This is a genomic window from Granulicella sibirica (assembly GCF_004115155.1).
Lineage (GTDB): Bacteria > Acidobacteriota > Terriglobia > Terriglobales > Acidobacteriaceae > Edaphobacter > Edaphobacter sibiricus.
Genome location: NZ_RDSM01000001.1, coordinates 1 through 17,011, shown reverse-complemented (window position 1 = coordinate 17,011; position 17,011 = coordinate 1). Strand labels below are relative to the sequence as shown.

Sequence of the window (17,011 nt, the reverse complement as noted above, 5' to 3'; positions counted from 1 at the left end):
GCGTGTGCCAGAAGTCTAAGCCACCAAGAATTCGTATGTTCGGCAACATAGTTGCTTTACATCTGAAAACTTGGGCAGCGACGACTCGCTCCCGTCTATGCTTTTGCCTAAGCAGATCGGAAATGCCGCAATTGGAGTGGCAAGGCTCCATGAAGGTGTGAACGTGAGTTGTTGCCTAGATTTCCACTCCTTAGTCCCTCCATACTAGAGGTGGATTAGAATTCCTGATACGGACGAAGATTCAGCGAAGATTTACCTTGCATTTGGCGCCATTGTGGCGCCATTATTGTGCATGAATAATTGTGCAGTTGTGGAGCGTCCACGCCTAAATCTGAGACTAGACCCGGACGTATGGGAGCAGATCGACGAGGAACGCACCAGACGGGCAGGCAGTGTATCGCGGAATACGTGGATTTGCGAAGCTATTTTGGAAAAGCTGGACGCTGAGCGGCAGCGAAGGATGAATGCAAATGCCTAGCTTTTACGAGTTCTTCGCTGGTGGTGGAATGGCTCGCGCTGGCCTTGGCGAGGGCTGGACGTGTTTATTCGCTAATGACTTCGATCACAAAAAGAGTCATTCGTACGTAGCGAATTGGGGCCAGAAAGAGCTCAAGACAGAAGATGTTGGGGCTTTGGCTACCACCGATCTTCCCGGACTAGCAGATCTCGTTTGGGCTTCATTTCCTTGTCAAGATCTCTCCCTCGCAGGCGGAGGGGCTGGGCTTCAGGGAAACCGATCGGGTACTTTTAAGCCATTTTGGAAACTGATGCGAAGCCTCATCCAAGAAGGGCGCGCTCCGAAAGTTATGGTCTTGGAGAATGTATGTGGTGCAATTACTTCGCACGGCGGCAAGGACTTCGCCACGATTTGCAATCAGGTCGAACAAGCGGGTTACGAGGTGGGCGCACTGGTCGTCAACGCTTCTCTTTTTGTGCCGCAATCACGTCCTCGACTATTCATAATCGGCGTTCGTAAAGATCTTGCTGTTCCGGAAGAACTCATTTCTCTGGTTCCATACTCACCTTGGCATACTGACACTTTAAGTCGAGCGTTTGCTAAGCTCCCATCTCAAACGAAGAGAAGCTGGATATGGTGGAATCTTCCTCGCCCGGCTGAGCGCTCCACGACTTTCGCTGACCTCTTGGAGGAATCTGCTGACACGCCTTGGTTTTCCCCGTCAGAAACAGAACGACTTCTCGGTATGATGAGTCCCACAAACCGCGCCAAAGTCATCCGCGCAGTTACTGAGGGGAAGAGAATGGTTGGCTGTATCTACAAACGCACTCGCCCCACGCAAGAAGGTGATAAGGTCCAACGTGCGGAAGTTAGATTTGATGACATCTCCGGGTGCTTGAGAACGCCGTCGGGAGGATCAAGTCGGCAAGTGGTGCTTGTAGTTGAAGGGAAATCAATAAAAGCCAGATTGATCTCAAGCAGGGAAACCGCTAGATTAATGGGCTTAGAGGAAAGTTACAAGCTCCCGAGCAACTACAACGAGGCCTACCATCTGACGGGTGACGGAGTTGTCGTCCCGGTAGTTCGACACCTAGCTGCCCGGATTTTCGAGCCGTTGCTCGCTTCGCGAAACCAGAGGTCATCGGCTGCCGCATGAGCGTGATTCCTTGTAAGCAGGATCACAACCTGAGCATTTTGGTTGACGAATATGCGGAGTCGCTGAAAGCTCATGCCCACACTTTGGGAAACCACGGACTGTCGGAAGAACAGTTTTACGGTGCCGGGGTATTCCGCGGCGCTATCGAGCGGATTCGTGGTCAGTTCTCAGCCGAGACGACCGGAAAGCGCGAGTTTGTACGAGACATTCTCAATCACATGCAGGACGGCGGTTTCATAGCGGAATGGGAGCCAACAGCTGGAGACAACCGACATGAATATGTAGTGAAGCTTCCAACCGGGAAAACGAGCGTAGTCGAACCCAAGGGGTGTTTAGATGGCAACAACACGACAATTTTCGAGAGACCCCCTTATGCCGACGAATTTTTTATCTGGAGCCTGTGCCAGAACGCAGCAGCAGATCCTCGTCTGAATGTGTGGTCCGGTCTCCATACCCGACTTAGTTCTGAGATGCTCATCCGCAAGCAATGTATTGACGGCGTCATCGTCTGGGATATGGTTTGCGGGACCGTTGGGCGCCCTTGCCCAAAATTGTTCGAACGGCCAAACCGCACTACTCGGGTTGCACACTACACTGTTCCGCCAACATGTCTATATGTTTTGCCTAAGAAACTTCCGGAACTGCCAGAACGCATTATCTCTGCGGCCCAAACCTTAGAGGAAGTTGAACTGCTCCGGGCTTTTCACCTTTGCTTCGGAGGGAACGACGACGAAATTAACTACGTCGATTTTGACGTCGCGGAGGATAAAGGTACCTTGAAAAGACGTACGAGAGTACGCCGTAACGGTGCTGTAGTAAAGGAATCCAACCTGACTTTTATTCGAAGAGCGTAGGCCGAGAATTAGCGACTGAGAGAAGATTGATGGATGCGAAACTTGCAATGCCTTGCCGAAATGCCGGAGTTCCACCCACTCCAGTAGTGGAAAAGGTCTCAGCGCTCATCGAAGCGTTGGCTTTCGATGAAAGCTTCCTGGCCTCTAGAGGATTGAGCCCCTCCGAGTATACTGCGGCTCTCCCAATGGTCCTTGAGGCCATGCGAGGCAGCCAGAGTGCGAGTAATTCGGACCGTCGTCTCTTTCTGAGGACAATCTTCGACGAGATGGTTTCACGCGAGATCATCTCCGGCTACGACATACCCACCTACGGGGAAGATACGATTTACAAGCTTCACGTCCCGGACTAGGGAGACGTTGGAGTCATACAGAAAGGCTGTCCTGACGGAGCTCACAGCAGCGTCCGATGGAACAGGCCTGCCTGGGCCCGCGAAACCTATCTTTGGTGGCTCTGCTCCAGCCTTGCCTACGAACCTGGTGAGCACGTCGCAAAAGGAGTGAATCGGCTCAGGCAAAGATTTTTTGGCGAAGCAACTGATGAATTGGACGGGGTGATTTTCCATAACGAGCTCTGCGGTACTCCTCAACGGCCTTGCCCGAAGGCGGAGCGAGGAATCATGATTTCTGGAAAGCTGGTTCCGCCTCCATGCATCTACGCCATGCCGGAACGGGCAAGCGATGCCGTTGAGTGGAATTGGAATGCCACGCAAGAGCGTTCTTTCCCGGGTAAGCTTCTTAGCCTCTTCGGCATCACCTCTGATCAAGTTCCAGCCTATTTGGGACACGTAGGTTTCCAGAGACGGAACGGCTCTCTTCGAACCACAATCTGCTCGCGCTTCGGTGCGGGCCGCTCAACAACTTTTAGGAACTAATATGCCAAATCCGATCCTCGACCAAGAGCGCGTGGCGTTTTTGAAAGCGCGTGAAACTGAAGGGAAAATGCTCCTACCAGCTTGGCCTAGACCAATAAAGGAGCTGCCTGTCGTACACATGGAGGTATCGTGGGTCCGATTTTCAACATTGAATCATCGCACCAGGGCAGAACAACTTCAGGCAATCCGGGATTCGAACAACCCGACTCTTTTCACCGCCGATCCACTTGGTCCAGTTGCTCAAGAGGCACAGTATAAGATCCTCGCCGCGCAAGAGGGTTTCGAAGTCCTGAAAGAAGATCTGTTGGCGAGAAAACAGCAAGAGCCAGCAGTGCTTACGGCTGACGGAATACTCATCAACGGAAATAGGCGATCAGCAGCGCTCCGTAATCTCTACAGCAACAAGCCGCCACACTTAGATGCGCGCTATGTCAAGTGTCTCGTCTTGCCCGACGATGCTACGCCGGCAGAACTCTTGGACCTTGAAGCAGAACTCCAGGTAGCGCGTGATTTCAAGGAAGATTACTCATGGATCAACGAAGCTCTTCTGATCGAAGAGCTTTACGACCGTGAAGGCAAAGATTATGAGCGTGTTGGCGCTCGCATGCATCGAGAAGCTTCAGCCGTTAGGCAGCTACACGAAAAACTTCAGCAGGTACACCAACTCGTCTCGCTATCCGGCGGGGCTCGACTCCACATCGATTTCAAGGAGAATGAGTCCGCGTTTGACGAGTTAACGAAACACATTCGAAACAAGTCCAAAGATGAAGCCGACAGCGTTCGCTCTACCTATTTTCTCGGGACGTTATCAAACGTAAATTATCGTCGTCTCCGACACCTCAGACGGCCGGATGCGGCGCGTATGGTGTTGAACGAGATTGAGAACGACGCTGCGCTAAGCCCACTTCTAGATGTCGCTCCAGATGCGGGAAGAGTTATCGATCTCGATGATCCACTGGATGCGGTCCTTGGTGCCGACCCGAGGTCAAATCGTCTGAACGATGTACTTGGATTGTTGGCTACCAAAAAACGTGAGGAAACGATCGATCTGCCAAGAGGCGGAACCGCAGTTGTACAACACCTTCTGGATACCCTGCAGAGCGCTATCAACGCTGCGGCGGACGAAGCCGAAGAAGAGCAAAAGGACCAGACTACCGTTACCGCCCCAGTGGTTCGCACAAAGAAGGCTGTCGCGGAACTCGAGCGTGCACTCAGCGCGCTACCGAGGGCTCGGACGCTCACTGACTGGGCTGAAGGCGATCTAGACAAGCAACTCGATGCAGTTGAGACGCTGCTCTCAAAACTACGGATGACCGAATGATATCGGCAGAACTCTACGCGGCTGGCCGACCGTTAGTCATCCTTCAGCGCGAAGCTGATGGAGATGCGGGTGCCTGGGCGCGACTACAAGAAGCTTTCAGTCGCGGGATAGTAGGTGGGTCACCCAACCGCTTAGAGGTCCGTATCGACGTATTCTTCTCGGAACTTGCTGCACTGCGCGAAGTACGTACCATTTATGGAACCGAAATCGACTTCGGCGGGACGCTAAGATCACAACTGAAATCTCTGGCCTCTGATCGGTTCGCGAGAGAGGCCGCAGTGACGGCGGCCAATTCAAGATTTGACGCCGATGACTTGGCTCGACAACTCAAAGAGTCAGGATTTATCCGCGAACTGAAGTCGTTTCAGCTTGAAAACTTGGCCGCGATTAGAAGTCTTCCTCACGGCGCCGACTTTTCGGTTCCTGGAGCTGGTAAAACGACTGTAGCGCTCGCTAACTTCGCGCTGGCCCGCATGAGCGGTGACGTGGAACGCATGTTAGTTATTGGTCCATTGGCTGCCTTTGCCGCCTGGAAGGAAGACTCAGTAAAGTGCATTGTTCCAAGCCCAGTTGTCTCGGTCCATGGTGGCCCAGATGCTTTGATCCCGCAGAATACGACCATCCTGCTGACTAGCTATCACCGTGTGGCATCTGACTATGATCGTATTCGGGCTTTCGTAGCGGAACGACCCACTCAATTGATCCTCGATGAGGCTCACAGAGTAAAACGCGGAGCCTTCGGAGTACATGGCCGTGCAGTCTTGGATTTGGCTTACGCTGCTAAGCGCAGGGATGTCCTTACCGGTACACCAGCACCCCAAGGCGCATTCGACCTAATCGCTCTCGTGCGTTTCTTATATCCCGGGCAGGACCATCAAATTTTACCGTCATCCGTTTACATCGAGAAGGATGGACGAGACGAGGATGTGCTTCGGGAAACCGGGAAAGCGATTAGGCGGTATTTTGTCCGCACACCGAAGGCGCGACTAAGTCTGCCGCCGACAGTTTTCGAGGTCGTACGTCGTCCCATGGGCGCTATTCAACAAGCTATCTACGACGCCTTGATTGGAAAGTTTAGGGCCTCGCTCGCCATAACAAAGGCGACGAGGAGGGAGTTTGACCGACTCGGTCGGATCGTGATGTACCTCCTCGAAGGTGCGACCAACCCCATGCTGCTGGCGGCGGGTTCTGACGCGTTTGATGCTGCTGGTTTTGCGCATCCTCCCCTTGACCTCAAAGGCGATGAATCATTGATGGATCTTCTCGCCAGCTACAGAAATTACGAAACGCCATGGAAATACGAGGCGATTTTGAAGATCGTCTCTGAATCGACACAAAAAGGTGAAAAAGTTCTCATCTGGTCATCATTTGTTCGGAACTTGACCGCACTTCAGCGTTTTCTGGCGATTTACAACCCTGCAATAGTGCATGGCGGCATCCCCCCTGAAGACGGGGCACCAACTGGCGCAACAATCACTCGCGATGCTGAGTTAAAACGCTTCCGCGAGGATCCTGCCTGTACCGTCTTACTGGCCAATCCAGCAGCCATGGGAGAAGGGGTCAGCCTCCATCACTGGTGTCACCATGCAATTTATCTTGATCGTACATTCAACGCGGGACACTTCCTTCAAAGCCAAGACCGGATCCATCGGCTAGGTCTAGCGGACGGTACTCTCACGAAGTTCACAATTCTCATCAGCCAACAAACGATCGATGAGAGTGTCGACGGAAGACTGCGAAATAAAGTAATCGCCCTTTCGCGACTCATGGATGACGAGGGACTAGTGCAGGTCTCGCTGCCCGAGAGCGATGACGACGCCCTCGCATCACCCGTGTTCGCGGACGATTTGACGGCTATCGCTAATCATATCGAGGCAAAAGCGGATGCTGCCTAATCAAGGGGTGTGCATTGCCGTTTTTCTCCTCGGACGTTCAGCAACTTTGAAAGGGCGCCGCAACATTGAGGAGTGGATTGAAGGAGCCAGAGCTGCTTCATCTTTCATGGCTGCGTCGCTCAACCTTCTTCGCCCAGCCGAAGCCATGGTTGCGAACGGATTAGCTACAGTCAAAGATGCCGTTCTGATCGTTGAGAAGCTTAAGCCTCTATTGGAAACAGCGGACCGTGCGTCCCTCTTCGGCATTGCACGTCTAGTTATGTTGGCCTCCCCACCCTTATGGCTGAGATTGGCAGTCGGCCAAGAAGTGAAACGGGAATACATCCCTTCTTGGGATCTAGATGAGTTGAGCTGGCTCGACCCCGATCTTGATGCACTGTTGTTCGAGGTGGCTTCGACTGTGAAAGACGGTGAGCAAGGGGAACTTCGAAAGCAACTTGGCAACGCTGCTGAACTCCTGATGCTCGACAGTTTGACAAGAGCGGGGCACGATCCCCTTCACGTTGCGGCCATATCGGACGCCTTCGGATACGACATTGAAGCTAGGAATATCCGGGTTGATCGAGTTGAGGTTAAGGCTTCCAGTGAAAACACTCGCAGTCGCTTTAGCTTGACGCGAAACGAATATGAGAAATCTCTGCTATATGGTTCCCAGTGGCGATTGGTGCAGATAGTCTTCCTCAATCGGGCTTTTGTACAAAAAAGATTCGATGCTGAGAATGTTCTGGGCGCATACCAACTGAAAGATGGAGCGCTGCAGCGAGTGATTCCTTCAGACACAGAAAGTTTTCGTTGGACCGAATCTGCTGAGTTGCAATTTACGCTGGAGGATTGGTTCGAAATCAAGCTATAGCCTTTGACGACATCTTGAGACTCGCCTGGAGCGCTTTATCCTCTACGTTTGAGAGACTCAAGAATGGCTTCTCAGGAAGTGAGAGCCGCTTTTGCGAGGACCTTATTCTCACACAGATACTCTGCGATATCACCTTCGATCCTTCTACGCTCTAAAGAATCACGGAGCTGGCACTCCCAGACGACCAACGTCTGCCAGCCAAGCGATTCAAGAGCCTTATGGTGTTCAGAATCTCGTTTTCGATTTCGGTCAATCTTTGCTTCCCAATACTCGCGATTGGTCTGCGGTGTTCTATCGCCTCTCTTACATGAGTGTCCGTGCCAAAAGCATCCATGAACAAAAATCACTTTTCGCTGCTTTGGAAAGACCATGTCTGGCTTGCCGGGAAGATCCTTACGATGAAGCCGATACCGATATCCAAGCGCGTGAACGAATCGGCGAACCTGGATTTCGGGCGCAGTATCCTTCGCCTTCACCGCCCTCATGATTGCGCTTCGTTGTGGCGTCGGTCGAATCATCCTATGACTTCATTCTAGGGAATGCTCGGCATTAGAGCGTGCTCAAAGAGGGCTTTTCGAATTTACTTCGTACTTGAGCGTCGTCATCACCGACCCCAGATAATTGTCATCGAGAAGTTTCAAGATCAGCCAGCGCTTAGCCGGTGCCCCTTCAAACACAAGCCGCTCCTCCCCATCGATCTCAGCAATCTGCACGTCAAGGTCAAACTCATTGATCGTGCGTCGAAGGTCTGCGATAGTTACCGCAGGGAGATAAGGTTTCCGCGCGATCTGAGCCAACTTGGAGATCATTTGAATCTGCCCGATACAGGCGTTCCTGAAGTCATCAGCGTTGCTAACTGGGATCTGCGCCAAAATCGTGTCCAGTGTCTCTTGAGCCTTCGCTCGAAGTCCTTCGAAGTACTTGAAGATTCGCTGGAAGGAGGATACGTTTGGGATGAATAGGTAACCTCCCCAAGCGAAACAATCAACCTTCCAGTCAAACAAGAAAATCTTCGTTTCAACCTTGTTGTAATGGCCGCGTCCAAGAATCGCAGCGAATCCTGTCTTCCGCGAAAGTTCTTTCTTAGGACTATAGCTGCGTAAGAACACTGCATGTCGCCGTGCGGAAGGGCTGATCACAATCGAGTAGAAACGAAGCGCATCAATCACAGCATCGTCTTCAACAAAAAGCTCCGCTTGTTGCACTCTCGTGAGTTCTTGAATTCGAGTCGCTAAATCAGCGTCGTTTGCCAAATCTATGTATGAAAGCTCGTCGGGCTCCGGTTTGTATCCCGGGTCATATGCCCGCAGCCTAAGCGCGCCCAAGATGTACGAACAAGCATCTTGCGCAACAGACCGAAAGTCTGCGGCAAGGCCATCATCTAAATTTAGACGCTGTATAACAGTCTCTCCTTCCGGTTCGGATACGAGAAGGACATTGGTTGATGGATTCGCCGCAAATGCAGCGACCAGAATTCCTAAAGCTTCTTCGGCAGGCATCAAGATTTCTCCATGAGCACATAGTCACCAACTGAAACGGCGCTGAGTTCCGAACCGGTGCGAATGTAAGAGCGCTTGCAGATTAACGTCGACGTTTTTCTATCCGAATCTTCGATTTCAAAAAGATGGTAGCCCATGATGCTCAAGATGGGATTCGTATGGATCAAATTAGAGTTGACATAGAGAACTCCGACGACGGAAAGAAGTAGACCAAGCGACGCTACATCCATTTTGTCGTTCATTTTGATCGCGAGAAACGGGAGGAGATACGTAACGATATAGCTCATAACATCCCCGTCACGCGACTTAACCGAAGCCACGAACAATCGAGAAGCTTGCAGCTTTCGGGCAAGTCGAAGGAAAAGAACCAAGCCGCTTATCGAAAGTAACGCTATGATGCCCAATCCGACAGCGAGATATCGGCTGTCGCGCCATCCCCGCATCGACAAGATGAGGAACAGCGGAGAATATGAGCTCAAAAACAGGAGCGCTCTGGTGGACATTCGCGGCATAGGTTTCTCGTGAACGAAGCGTGACGCTATGATACTCGGTCGGATTGATTCCTCTTGATCCAATCGCCCTGACGTACAGACGAAATGGGCCTAGATGGACTCTAAGAACACCATCCGACAATGCGCTGAGGAGGTGCACGCCTTGCCTTCAGCCACTACGCGTCTTCAGTCACCCACCTCAGCGGGCGGCCGTTCCCCCCCTGCAACGCCCACCCTGTAGTTCCTGTGCGCTAACGCGCACGAATAAGGAAGCCAAACCTCGCTAAGGGGCGATGCCCCAATCGCGCGGCGCAAGGGTTTCCCCAATCTTCCGCGCCCTGCGGGCTTGTGCAGACCGCCGCTGCGCTCCGTCCTTTCTGCTCCAGCTTCGCCTTCGCTCCAAGGTTGGGGACACCCCTCCCTTGCGCCTTGCTGCTCCCGCCTTCGCCAGGTGGCGTTCAGCATGTACATGCCGAGTTTCAACGCGGATGTGGCAACAGCAAAAGCCAATGAGAAGCCACCATAAGGGACTACACCACCGCCATTTACAGCAAGAAGCCAACCATCAAAGAGGAGTTTCATCGCGGCCAATATCAAGCTCTTGGTTGAGCAGTTGGAGATCGGGCACTCCGAAGCCCTTACCAACTACCTACCTCACCGCTATGAGCCGGTTCCATAACTACAGCTTTGGGAACGTGCTGGAGATCGCGCGGCAGATGCCGACCGCGACCCGTTTCGCCGGATTCCGGACATGGAAAACTCGGACGCAGCCTGAAGGCCGGACAGAAGGCATTCGCATTCTCGCTCCCGTCGTCGGCGTTCGCCGCAAAAAGGACGAGGAGGCCCAGAATGACGTCACTGAGCAGAACGCGCGGATATTGCTCGGATTCCGTAATGCCTACGTCTTCGACGCTTCGCAGACGGATGGCGTAGAGCCTCCCAACCTGCACGAAGTCAGCGGCGAGCCCGGCGAGAACATGGAACGTTTGGCCGCTTCCGTTCGTTTGCGGGACATCCAGCTTGTCTACAACCCCAACATCGCACCAGCACTCGGCATGAGCACGCTGACTGCGCGTTTGTGCAAGCTAACTTAATGACCTCATGAAGCGCATACGGTCCAGGTGAAGGAAGGTGCCTCACTGAAGTGGGCGGATGAACAAGTCCCAAAAGAACTCGGCAGCGCCTTGCGGCGTGAGCTTCTGCTTATCCCGGTTTCCGTAGGACTGCATGCCGAGGGGTTCGAAGTAAAGGGTTTGATCGTCGTTCTTCACGTAAACGGCTTCGTTCATTCCCCCATCCCGTGGTGTATCGGTCATCGAATATTGAATGCTGTCGGAGCCCATGTGTCCCCCGCCAACGGAGGCAGACCCTCTGCAAACCTTCTCTCCATTTTGATAGAGAGATGCCGTGAAGTGGTTTGCGTCTACGCGTTGAAAGCGTTGCGCCAAACCCGGATTGCGGTTGGCGATCTCAAGGAGAGCCGCTTCGAAGAATTTGGCGATAAAGTCGAATCCTTCGTGTCGGAAGGTGTCTCGATCGAGATCGGAGAACTGCTTCCGAATTCTAAGGTTGCTGGAACGAATCGGTGCCGTGATGCTTTGAGGAGTTGCTGACGATTCGGTGGTCCGGGGACTAACGGATGAGGTGGCTTTCCCGAGATCCTTGAGGGCATCTTTGATAGCCGTCGCGATGTCCAGAAAGGCGTCGTCTTGATCCGCCCATTTGGTGACCGGTTTACCGTCCTTCGGGGCGGCCAATAGCTTCCCGAACGGAAGACCGTGCCAGTCGCACGGGCGCAAGATGATGGGAATCACCCTTGCTTCCAGGCGGTCGTGGCGTTCCATCGCTCGCAACATCTCGCGCTCGTAGCAGTAATCCGAATTGATGAAGTCTGGGCTGATGAGCAGAAGAATCACATCCGCTTCGTTCAGATTCTGGTCGATAGTGTTGCCTAGCTCCGTCCCAGCCGAGATACGCCGGTCGTGCCATGTTGAAATGACACCCTGGCGCTTCAGTCCTGCCAAGTGGACTTCGAGCTGATCGCGCAGCTTTTCGTCTTCATGGGAATAGGAGAAAAACAGAGTCGGCATCCTGCAATCACCTTCTTTCATCGCCAGTGTGCAGCGTCTACAAAGCTTACGCTGCTATGCAGCGGATTGAGGGTGACACGTCACCCCAGAATGGGAGCTGCACAGTAGCCTGAGGTTACTGCCGGGCAACTTATTGAAAACAGGCCTCAAATAGAAAAAGGCCAGCAAGAGCGTTACTCTGGAAGCGAACGCAGGTTGCTGTAGGGGAACCATATGAGTTCAAACCCCTTTGCCCGCTTCCGGCCACGCTGCCCGAATCTGAGCAACGTACAGCCGACGTGCGGCCTGCATCTCCCTTTCATCGCTGGCGGTCTCCGATGAAGCCGCCACTCCGTACAAGATCCGTCGGCACGAAGGTCAGCGAGGCGGGGTTCGCCATGCTGGAGGAGCGGGCGCGTTCGTCGGGCCTGACGCTCTCGGAGTGGGTTCGAGACGTGCTGCTGGCCGCGCCGGTCGAGCCAAGCGCGGAGGCCGGGAGCGAAGTCGTGCTGGCCGAGCTGCTAGCCCTTCGGTCACTGTTCCTGAATCTGAGCTTCCGGGCGGACAAAAGCCCGCTCACGGAGGCAGAGCTGCGTGGCCTGATCGAGCGGGCGGACGCGACGAAGTTAGAGCGGGCGCGGGAGCGCCTACAGGCCGCTCGCGCGGCTAGCAAGGAAACCCAACCGGAGGTCGAAGATGGCGGAATGGGGTCGTAAGGAATACTCGAAAGCATGGCCAAGCCGGACGCCGGTGTGGACGGTGATGGCGTTCCTACTGACGCCGGTGTTCCTGGCCGGGCTGCTGACGTGGCAGTACGAGCGAAGCTGGACAGAGGCCGAGCGGCTGTACCTGACGGACTACCTGAAGAGCGGAACGCGGGGCCAAGCGTCGGCCACGGCATCGAGCAAGTACACGCTACTGGAGGCGGTGGTCGGCAAAAGCCAGCGGCTCGTGATCGACGACGAGATCGAGCGGGTGCCGAGCGTGGACGGCAGGCCGGGTTACCACCTGACGGAAGAGGGCGTGAAGGATCGCATCGCGCGGCTGACCTGGGTGACGGGTGTGTTTAACGACCGGGGCCTGCACCGGGTGATGAGTCAAGCCGTGTACGCCGATCACGAGGCGTGGACGTTCTACCGGATACCGGTCTATCTCTCGCTGGCGTTTTTCGTGCTGGCTCTCTTCGTGGCGGTTCCGAAGGATCGGGCGCGGCGTCAGATCTGGAAACATGGGCGTCGTCTTCGCGGGCCGGAGCTGGTCTCGACGGCGGAGTTCAACACGAAGCTGGGCCGGTCGAAAGCGATCCGCGTGCATCTGCCGGACGGCATCGCGTTCGTGAACGAAGAGGCTAGTTGGTGGGACAAGACCTTCCATAAATCTCTTAGCCGCTGGGTTCGAGTTCCTCGTGATCGCGAGGCGATGCACTTCCTCATCGTGGGCGATAGCGGCACCGGCAAATCGGCGACGATCCGGCAGCTTCTCGCGCAGATCGCAGATCGCGGCGAAGCGGCCATCGTGTACGACCCTGCCATGGAATATCTGCCGCAGTTCTATAACGAGAGTCGCGGCGACGTGGTCCTGAATCCGCTTGATGCACGCTGCCCGTTCTGGACTCCGGGCGATGAGGTTCCACACGAAGCAGAGGCCCTTACCTTAGCCGTCAGCCTGTTCCCGGATCAGGGCCGGGAGAACCGGTTCTTCGTCGAAGCGCCGCGCAAAATCTTCGCTCACTTAATCAACCAGAGGCCGACGCCGCAAGAGCTGACGTACTGGATGAGCAACGCGGATGAGATCGACAAACGGATCGACGGAACGGAGATGGCCGCAATGATCGACCGCGGCGCGGCGAACCAGCGCAGCGGTGTCTTAGGCTCGCTGAACATGGTCGCCGATGCGTTCAAGCTGCTGCCTTCGGAGCGTGAAACGAAGCAGCGTTGGAGCACGGTCGAGTGGGCAAAGGAGCGCAAAGGATGGGTGTTCATCACGTCGAAGCCGACGATGCGCGAGCGGATGCGGCCACTCGTCAGCCTGTGGCTGGACTTGCTCGTATTGCGCATGATGAACGACGATACAGCGCGGCTGAAGACGTGGTTCGTGCTGGATGAGCTGGCGAGCTTGCAGCATCTTCCGCAGCTCAAAACGGCGGTGACGGAGAACCGCAAATCGAATAATCCGATGGTGCTGGGCTTCCAAGGAAAGGCTCAGGTCGAGGCGCTGTACGGCCACGTTGCAGAGGCGATGCTCTCGCAGCCAGCGACAAGGGTCTTCCTTAAAACCAGCGAGCCTCATGCGTCCGAGTGGATCTCAAAAGCCATCGGCGAAGTCGAGGTCGAACGCTTCCGCGAGTCGCGCACCAAGGGCGTGTTCCCACGCGGACGTGAGAGCGAACAGCGCGACATCACGCGTGAGCCGCTGGTTATGGCAAGCGAGGTTGCGGGGCTTGATCCACTGCACGGTTATCTCAAGCATGGCAACCTCGTTGTGCAGATGCGTTTCCCGTACATGGAGCTGGCGAACCGTGCGGAGAAGTTCATCGAGCGAAAGATGACGCCGGTTGTGCCATTGCAACCCGCAGCGCAGCCCGCGTCGGTCGCGGTCGAAGAGCCAGTGATACGGCGAAAGGCTCCGCAGAGTGTCCAGAAGAAGCCGGAACAGAAGGTAGTCGAGCTCAACGAACAGCATCCGTACTTCGAGTGAACGATCATGGTGACGCTCTCCAAACCGATCAGCTCCGGCCAGGCGCAGGCGTATCACAAAGAGGAGTTCGCCAACGCGAATGAGAACTACTACACAGAGGGCGACCGTGTGCGCGGCGAGTGGCAGGGCCAGCTTGCGGAGCGGTGGGGCTTGACCGGCGAGGTGCAGGAGCAGCAGTTCGCGCGGCTATCCGAGGGCCAGCATCCATTGACTGGCGAGCAGCTTGTGCGACATCAAACAGTGCGTGAGTACGAGAACGGGCGCGGCGAGATGGTGCGGTCGATGGAGCATCGGGCCGGATGGGATGCAACATTCAGCGCGCCGAAGAGCGTGTCTCTTACCGCGTTAGTTGGTGGCGATGATCGTGTACGCGAAGCCCATCGCGAAAGCGTGCGGACGGCACTTGATGAGATGGAAAAGTACGTGCAGGCCAGAATGGGTGGCAACGCTCCCGCGCAGACGAGCGGAGCATGGGCTGTTGCGAAGTTCGAGCACGACAGCAGCCGCCCTGTTAACGGCTACGCCGCGCCGCAACTCCACACGCACGCCGTTGTGTTCAACGTGACCGAGACGGCGGATGGCAACACGCGGGCGTTGCAGCCTCAAGAGCTATACCGGACGCAGCAGTATGCAACGGCGGTATATCGCTCGGAGCTGGCAGCGCACTTGCAGGGATTGGGATATGAGATCGAGCGTGGCGAGCACGGACAACCTGAGATCAAGGGCTACACGCGGGAGTATCTGGAGGCGTCGAGCCCACGGCGGCAGCAGATTGAAGAGCATATGGAGGCTGCTGGACGCAGCGGTGCCGGGGCTGCACAGATCGCGGCGCACCAGACGCGGGATGCGAAACAGCCGCTTTCTCATGACGAGGTACTAGCGCAGCATCAAAAGATGGCTGCAGAATTTGGACAACAACCACAGCGTGTACTTACAGAAGCGGCGCAGCGACCGGGAATCGAACTGATCCCGGAGCAATCGCAACGTGCCGCGAATGATGGCATGAGCTACGCACGGGAGCGCGGCATGGAACGCGAAGCCGTTGTCGACGAGCGTTCACTGATGCGCGACGCGTTGAAGCACACGATGGGCGAAGCCCGTCTGGCGGAGATACGTGCGGAGTTTGAGCGCCGCGCTACGGGCGGCAATTTGATAGAGATCGAGCGGAAGGCTGGGCGCGCAGGTCGGGCCTACACAACAGCCGAGATGCAGGGATACGAGCGCGAGTTGATTGAACAAATGAGGATGGGACAAGGAACGCGCGAGGTACTAGCCGATGGCAACGCGCGCCAGCAGACGATGGAGCAGCATGCACATCTGAGCGTGGGTCAGCGGAGCGCTGTCGATACGGTGCTGACGAGTCGCGATCAGATGATGGCATTGGAGGGCGTTGCCGGGGCTGGAAAGACCACTTCTCTAGCCGCTGTCCGTGAAGCTGCGGAGCGTGCGGGCTATGAGATTAAAGGGTTCGCACCGACATCAAGGGCAGCGCAAAAGCTCGCCGAATCGGGCATCGAGACGCATACGTTACAGCGTCATCTCGCACGCGGCGAGCGGGCTGACGATGGGCAGAAACGGCTCTACGTGATCGATGAATCGAGTATGGCGAGCACACAGCAGATGCACACCTTCGTGGTACGGCTAAAGGAAAATGACCGTGTGTTGTTCGTTGGCGATACTCGGCAGCATGAGGCCGTCGAAGCTGGCCGACCGTATGCGCAGCTTCAGGAAGCAGGGCTGCGAACGGCGCATCTCGACGAGATCATCCGGCAGAAAGACCCTGCGTTGAAAGAGGCCGTCGAGCAGCTTGCACGTGGTGAAGTGCGCGAAGCCATCGGGAATCTGAATCAGCAAGGCCGCGTGCTGGAAATCAAAGACCGGCTCGAACGAATCGGTGAAATCGCTCGCGAGTACGTGCGTTCACCAGAGGGAACGTTGGTCGTCTCGCCCGACAATGAATCGCGGCGTGAGATTAACAGCGCCATTCATCAGGCGATGCAGGCTGACGGCAAGGTCAGCGGCGAAGAGCATCGCGTGCATGTGCTGTACGCGCGGCAGAACATCGGCGGAGCTGACCGGCAGCACGCACAGAACTACGAGAAGGGCGATGTTATCCGCTACTCGAAAGGCTCAAAGCCGCTGGGCATCGAGGCCGGAGAATACGCACGTGTTACGGCCACAAATCGAGAGACCAACACTATAACGATAAAACGATATGGCGGCGAAGAACTGAGCTACGATCCTCGCCGTTTGCAGGGCGTGACAGTCTACCGCGATTCTGAGCGGAGCTTCGCGCAGGGCGACCGCGTGCAACTCGCGTTGCCGGATTCTGGACGTGGAAGAACTTAGGCCGCTCTGTGAAGAAGGGCGAGAAGGGCATCCGTATTCTCGCGCCCATCATGGGCATTCGCAGGAAGAAGGACGACGAAGCGAACAAAGACATCATCAGGCAGAACACCGCTGTCCTGTGTGGCTTCCGTTCGACGTACGTTTTCGATGTCTCGCAAACGGACGGCGTAGACCTGCCAGCGATGCGCGAGATCTCCGGCGACCCTAGGGAAAACTCGGAGCGGTTGGCCGCATTTGTTCGCTCTCGCGGCATCACCCTTGTCTATAACCCCAGCATTGCCCCCGCACTTGGCATGAGCTACGGCGGACGCATCGCCCTCCTGCCGGGACAGTCAAAAGCCGAAGAGTTTTCGACGTTGGTGCATGAGACGGCGCACTTATGTTGTGTTCGCAGTTATGTTGTGTAGCGGCTGCGAGGGGCCGTCTTCATTGGGCTTGCCGATTCTGGACGCAACATAACGAGATGAAGGTGGCGATACTGGGCGGATTGATTTCACC

At 55.4% G+C, this 17,011-nt stretch carries 14 protein-coding genes and 1 pseudogene; 11 read left to right on the top strand and 4 right to left on the bottom strand.

Going from position 1 to position 17,011, the window contains the following annotated elements; translation table 11 throughout:
- Window positions 1–470 precede the first annotated feature (470 nt).
- The 6 genes from GRAN_RS00075 to GRAN_RS00050 all read left to right on the top strand — a co-directional run bounded on the left by GRAN_RS00075 (window position 471) and on the right by GRAN_RS00050 (window position 7,408).
- Complete coding sequence (locus tag GRAN_RS00075) at window positions 471–1,613, top strand: DNA cytosine methyltransferase (protein WP_128911010.1); 1,143 nt, start codon at window positions 471–473, stop codon at window positions 1,611–1,613.
- On the top strand, window positions 1,610–2,467 hold the full coding sequence (locus GRAN_RS00070; protein ID WP_128911009.1) for a hypothetical protein: 858 nt from the start codon (window positions 1,610–1,612) through the stop codon (window positions 2,465–2,467). The genes GRAN_RS00075 and GRAN_RS00070 overlap by 4 nt, the downstream gene beginning before the upstream one ends.
- Window positions 2,468–2,496: 29 nt before the next feature.
- Window positions 2,497–2,817 (top strand): hypothetical protein, encoded by a 321-nt coding sequence (locus tag GRAN_RS00065; protein ID WP_128911008.1) that lies wholly within the window; start codon window positions 2,497–2,499, stop codon window positions 2,815–2,817.
- A gap of 523 nt (window positions 2,818–3,340) precedes the next feature.
- Window positions 3,341–4,660 (top strand): hypothetical protein, encoded by a 1,320-nt coding sequence (locus tag GRAN_RS00060; RefSeq protein WP_128911007.1) that lies wholly within the window; start codon window positions 3,341–3,343, stop codon window positions 4,658–4,660.
- Window positions 4,657–6,555 carry a DEAD/DEAH box helicase gene (locus GRAN_RS00055; RefSeq protein ID WP_128911006.1) on the top strand — a complete coding sequence of 633 codons (1,899 nt, stop codon included), beginning with the start codon at window positions 4,657–4,659 and terminating at the stop codon, window positions 6,553–6,555. The genes GRAN_RS00060 and GRAN_RS00055 overlap by 4 nt, the downstream gene beginning before the upstream one ends.
- Window positions 6,545–7,408 (top strand): protein NO VEIN domain-containing protein, encoded by an 864-nt coding sequence (locus GRAN_RS00050; RefSeq protein ID WP_128911005.1) that lies wholly within the window; start codon window positions 6,545–6,547, stop codon window positions 7,406–7,408. The genes GRAN_RS00055 and GRAN_RS00050 overlap by 11 nt, the downstream gene beginning before the upstream one ends.
- 71 nt (window positions 7,409–7,479) lie before the next feature.
- Here GRAN_RS00050 and GRAN_RS00045 read toward each other — a convergent pair whose 3' ends face one another.
- The 3 genes from GRAN_RS00045 to GRAN_RS00035 are packed head-to-tail and all read right to left on the bottom strand — an operon-like array spanning window position 7,480 to window position 9,410.
- Window positions 7,480–7,926, bottom strand: a complete 447-nt coding sequence (locus GRAN_RS00045; protein ID WP_128911004.1) for a very short patch repair endonuclease — start codon at window positions 7,924–7,926, stop codon at window positions 7,480–7,482.
- 42 nt (window positions 7,927–7,968) lie between these two features.
- A complete protein-coding gene (locus GRAN_RS00040; protein WP_128911003.1) occupies window positions 7,969–8,907 on the bottom strand; it encodes a Kiwa anti-phage protein KwaB-like domain-containing protein in 939 nt (312 codons plus the stop codon).
- Window positions 8,907–9,410, bottom strand: a complete 504-nt coding sequence (locus GRAN_RS00035) for a hypothetical protein (protein WP_128911002.1) — start codon at window positions 9,408–9,410, stop codon at window positions 8,907–8,909. Before GRAN_RS00035 ends, GRAN_RS00040 begins: the two co-directional genes overlap by 1 nt.
- Before the next feature lie 593 nt (window positions 9,411–10,003).
- On the opposite strand from GRAN_RS00035, the gene GRAN_RS00030 reads away from it, so the two are divergent.
- Entirely contained in the window at window positions 10,004–10,492 is a 489-nt protein-coding gene (locus GRAN_RS00030; protein ID WP_241654234.1) for a hypothetical protein, read from the top strand.
- Between the two features lie 42 nt (window positions 10,493–10,534).
- Here GRAN_RS00030 and GRAN_RS00025 read toward each other — a convergent pair whose 3' ends face one another.
- The gene (locus GRAN_RS00025) at window positions 10,535–11,488 is read right to left on the bottom strand and encodes a toll/interleukin-1 receptor domain-containing protein (RefSeq protein WP_128911001.1); all 954 of its coding nucleotides are present in this window, start codon (window positions 11,486–11,488) and stop codon (window positions 10,535–10,537) included.
- A 278-nt stretch (window positions 11,489–11,766) separates the two neighbouring features.
- Between GRAN_RS00025 and GRAN_RS00020 the strand changes: the two genes are divergently transcribed.
- The 4 genes and pseudogenes from GRAN_RS00020 to GRAN_RS00005 form a co-directional block, all read left to right on the top strand.
- Complete coding sequence (locus GRAN_RS00020; RefSeq protein ID WP_128911000.1) at window positions 11,767–12,183, top strand: plasmid mobilization protein; 417 nt, start codon at window positions 11,767–11,769, stop codon at window positions 12,181–12,183.
- Complete coding sequence (locus tag GRAN_RS00015; protein ID WP_128910999.1) at window positions 12,164–14,164, top strand: type IV secretion system DNA-binding domain-containing protein; 2,001 nt, start codon at window positions 12,164–12,166, stop codon at window positions 14,162–14,164. Before GRAN_RS00020 ends, GRAN_RS00015 begins: the two co-directional genes overlap by 20 nt.
- 6 nt (window positions 14,165–14,170) lie before the next feature.
- Window positions 14,171–16,513, top strand: coding sequence for a MobF family relaxase (gene mobF, locus GRAN_RS00010; protein ID WP_241654233.1), 2,343 nt, complete (start codon window positions 14,171–14,173; stop codon window positions 16,511–16,513).
- Window positions 16,450–16,890, top strand: a pseudogene (locus tag GRAN_RS00005) (ArdC-like ssDNA-binding domain-containing protein); the annotation flags it as partial. The gene mobF and the pseudogene GRAN_RS00005, both read left to right, overlap by 64 nt.
- Between the last annotated feature and the right edge of the window lie 121 nt (window positions 16,891–17,011).

Coding starts and splice junctions, on each gene's coding strand:
- GRAN_RS00075 (WP_128911010.1), top strand. CDS start 471: ATGCCTAGCTTTTACGAGTTCTTCGCTGGTGGTGGAATGGCTCGCGCT.
- GRAN_RS00070 (WP_128911009.1), top strand. CDS start 1,610: ATGAGCGTGATTCCTTGTAAGCAGGATCACAACCTGAGCATTTTGGTT.
- GRAN_RS00065 (WP_128911008.1), top strand. CDS start 2,497: ATGGATGCGAAACTTGCAATGCCTTGCCGAAATGCCGGAGTTCCACCC.
- GRAN_RS00060 (WP_128911007.1), top strand. CDS start 3,341: ATGCCAAATCCGATCCTCGACCAAGAGCGCGTGGCGTTTTTGAAAGCG.
- GRAN_RS00055 (WP_128911006.1), top strand. CDS start 4,657: ATGATATCGGCAGAACTCTACGCGGCTGGCCGACCGTTAGTCATCCTT.
- GRAN_RS00050 (WP_128911005.1), top strand. CDS start 6,545: ATGCTGCCTAATCAAGGGGTGTGCATTGCCGTTTTTCTCCTCGGACGT.
- GRAN_RS00045 (WP_128911004.1), bottom strand. CDS start 7,926: ATGATTCGACCGACGCCACAACGAAGCGCAATCATGAGGGCGGTGAAG.
- GRAN_RS00040 (WP_128911003.1), bottom strand. CDS start 8,907: ATGCCTGCCGAAGAAGCTTTAGGAATTCTGGTCGCTGCATTTGCGGCG.
- GRAN_RS00035 (WP_128911002.1), bottom strand. CDS start 9,410: ATGTCCACCAGAGCGCTCCTGTTTTTGAGCTCATATTCTCCGCTGTTC.
- GRAN_RS00025 (WP_128911001.1), bottom strand. CDS start 11,488: ATGCCGACTCTGTTTTTCTCCTATTCCCATGAAGACGAAAAGCTGCGC.
- GRAN_RS00015 (WP_128910999.1), top strand. CDS start 12,164: ATGGCGGAATGGGGTCGTAAGGAATACTCGAAAGCATGGCCAAGCCGG.
- mobF (WP_241654233.1), top strand. CDS start 14,171: ATGGTGACGCTCTCCAAACCGATCAGCTCCGGCCAGGCGCAGGCGTAT.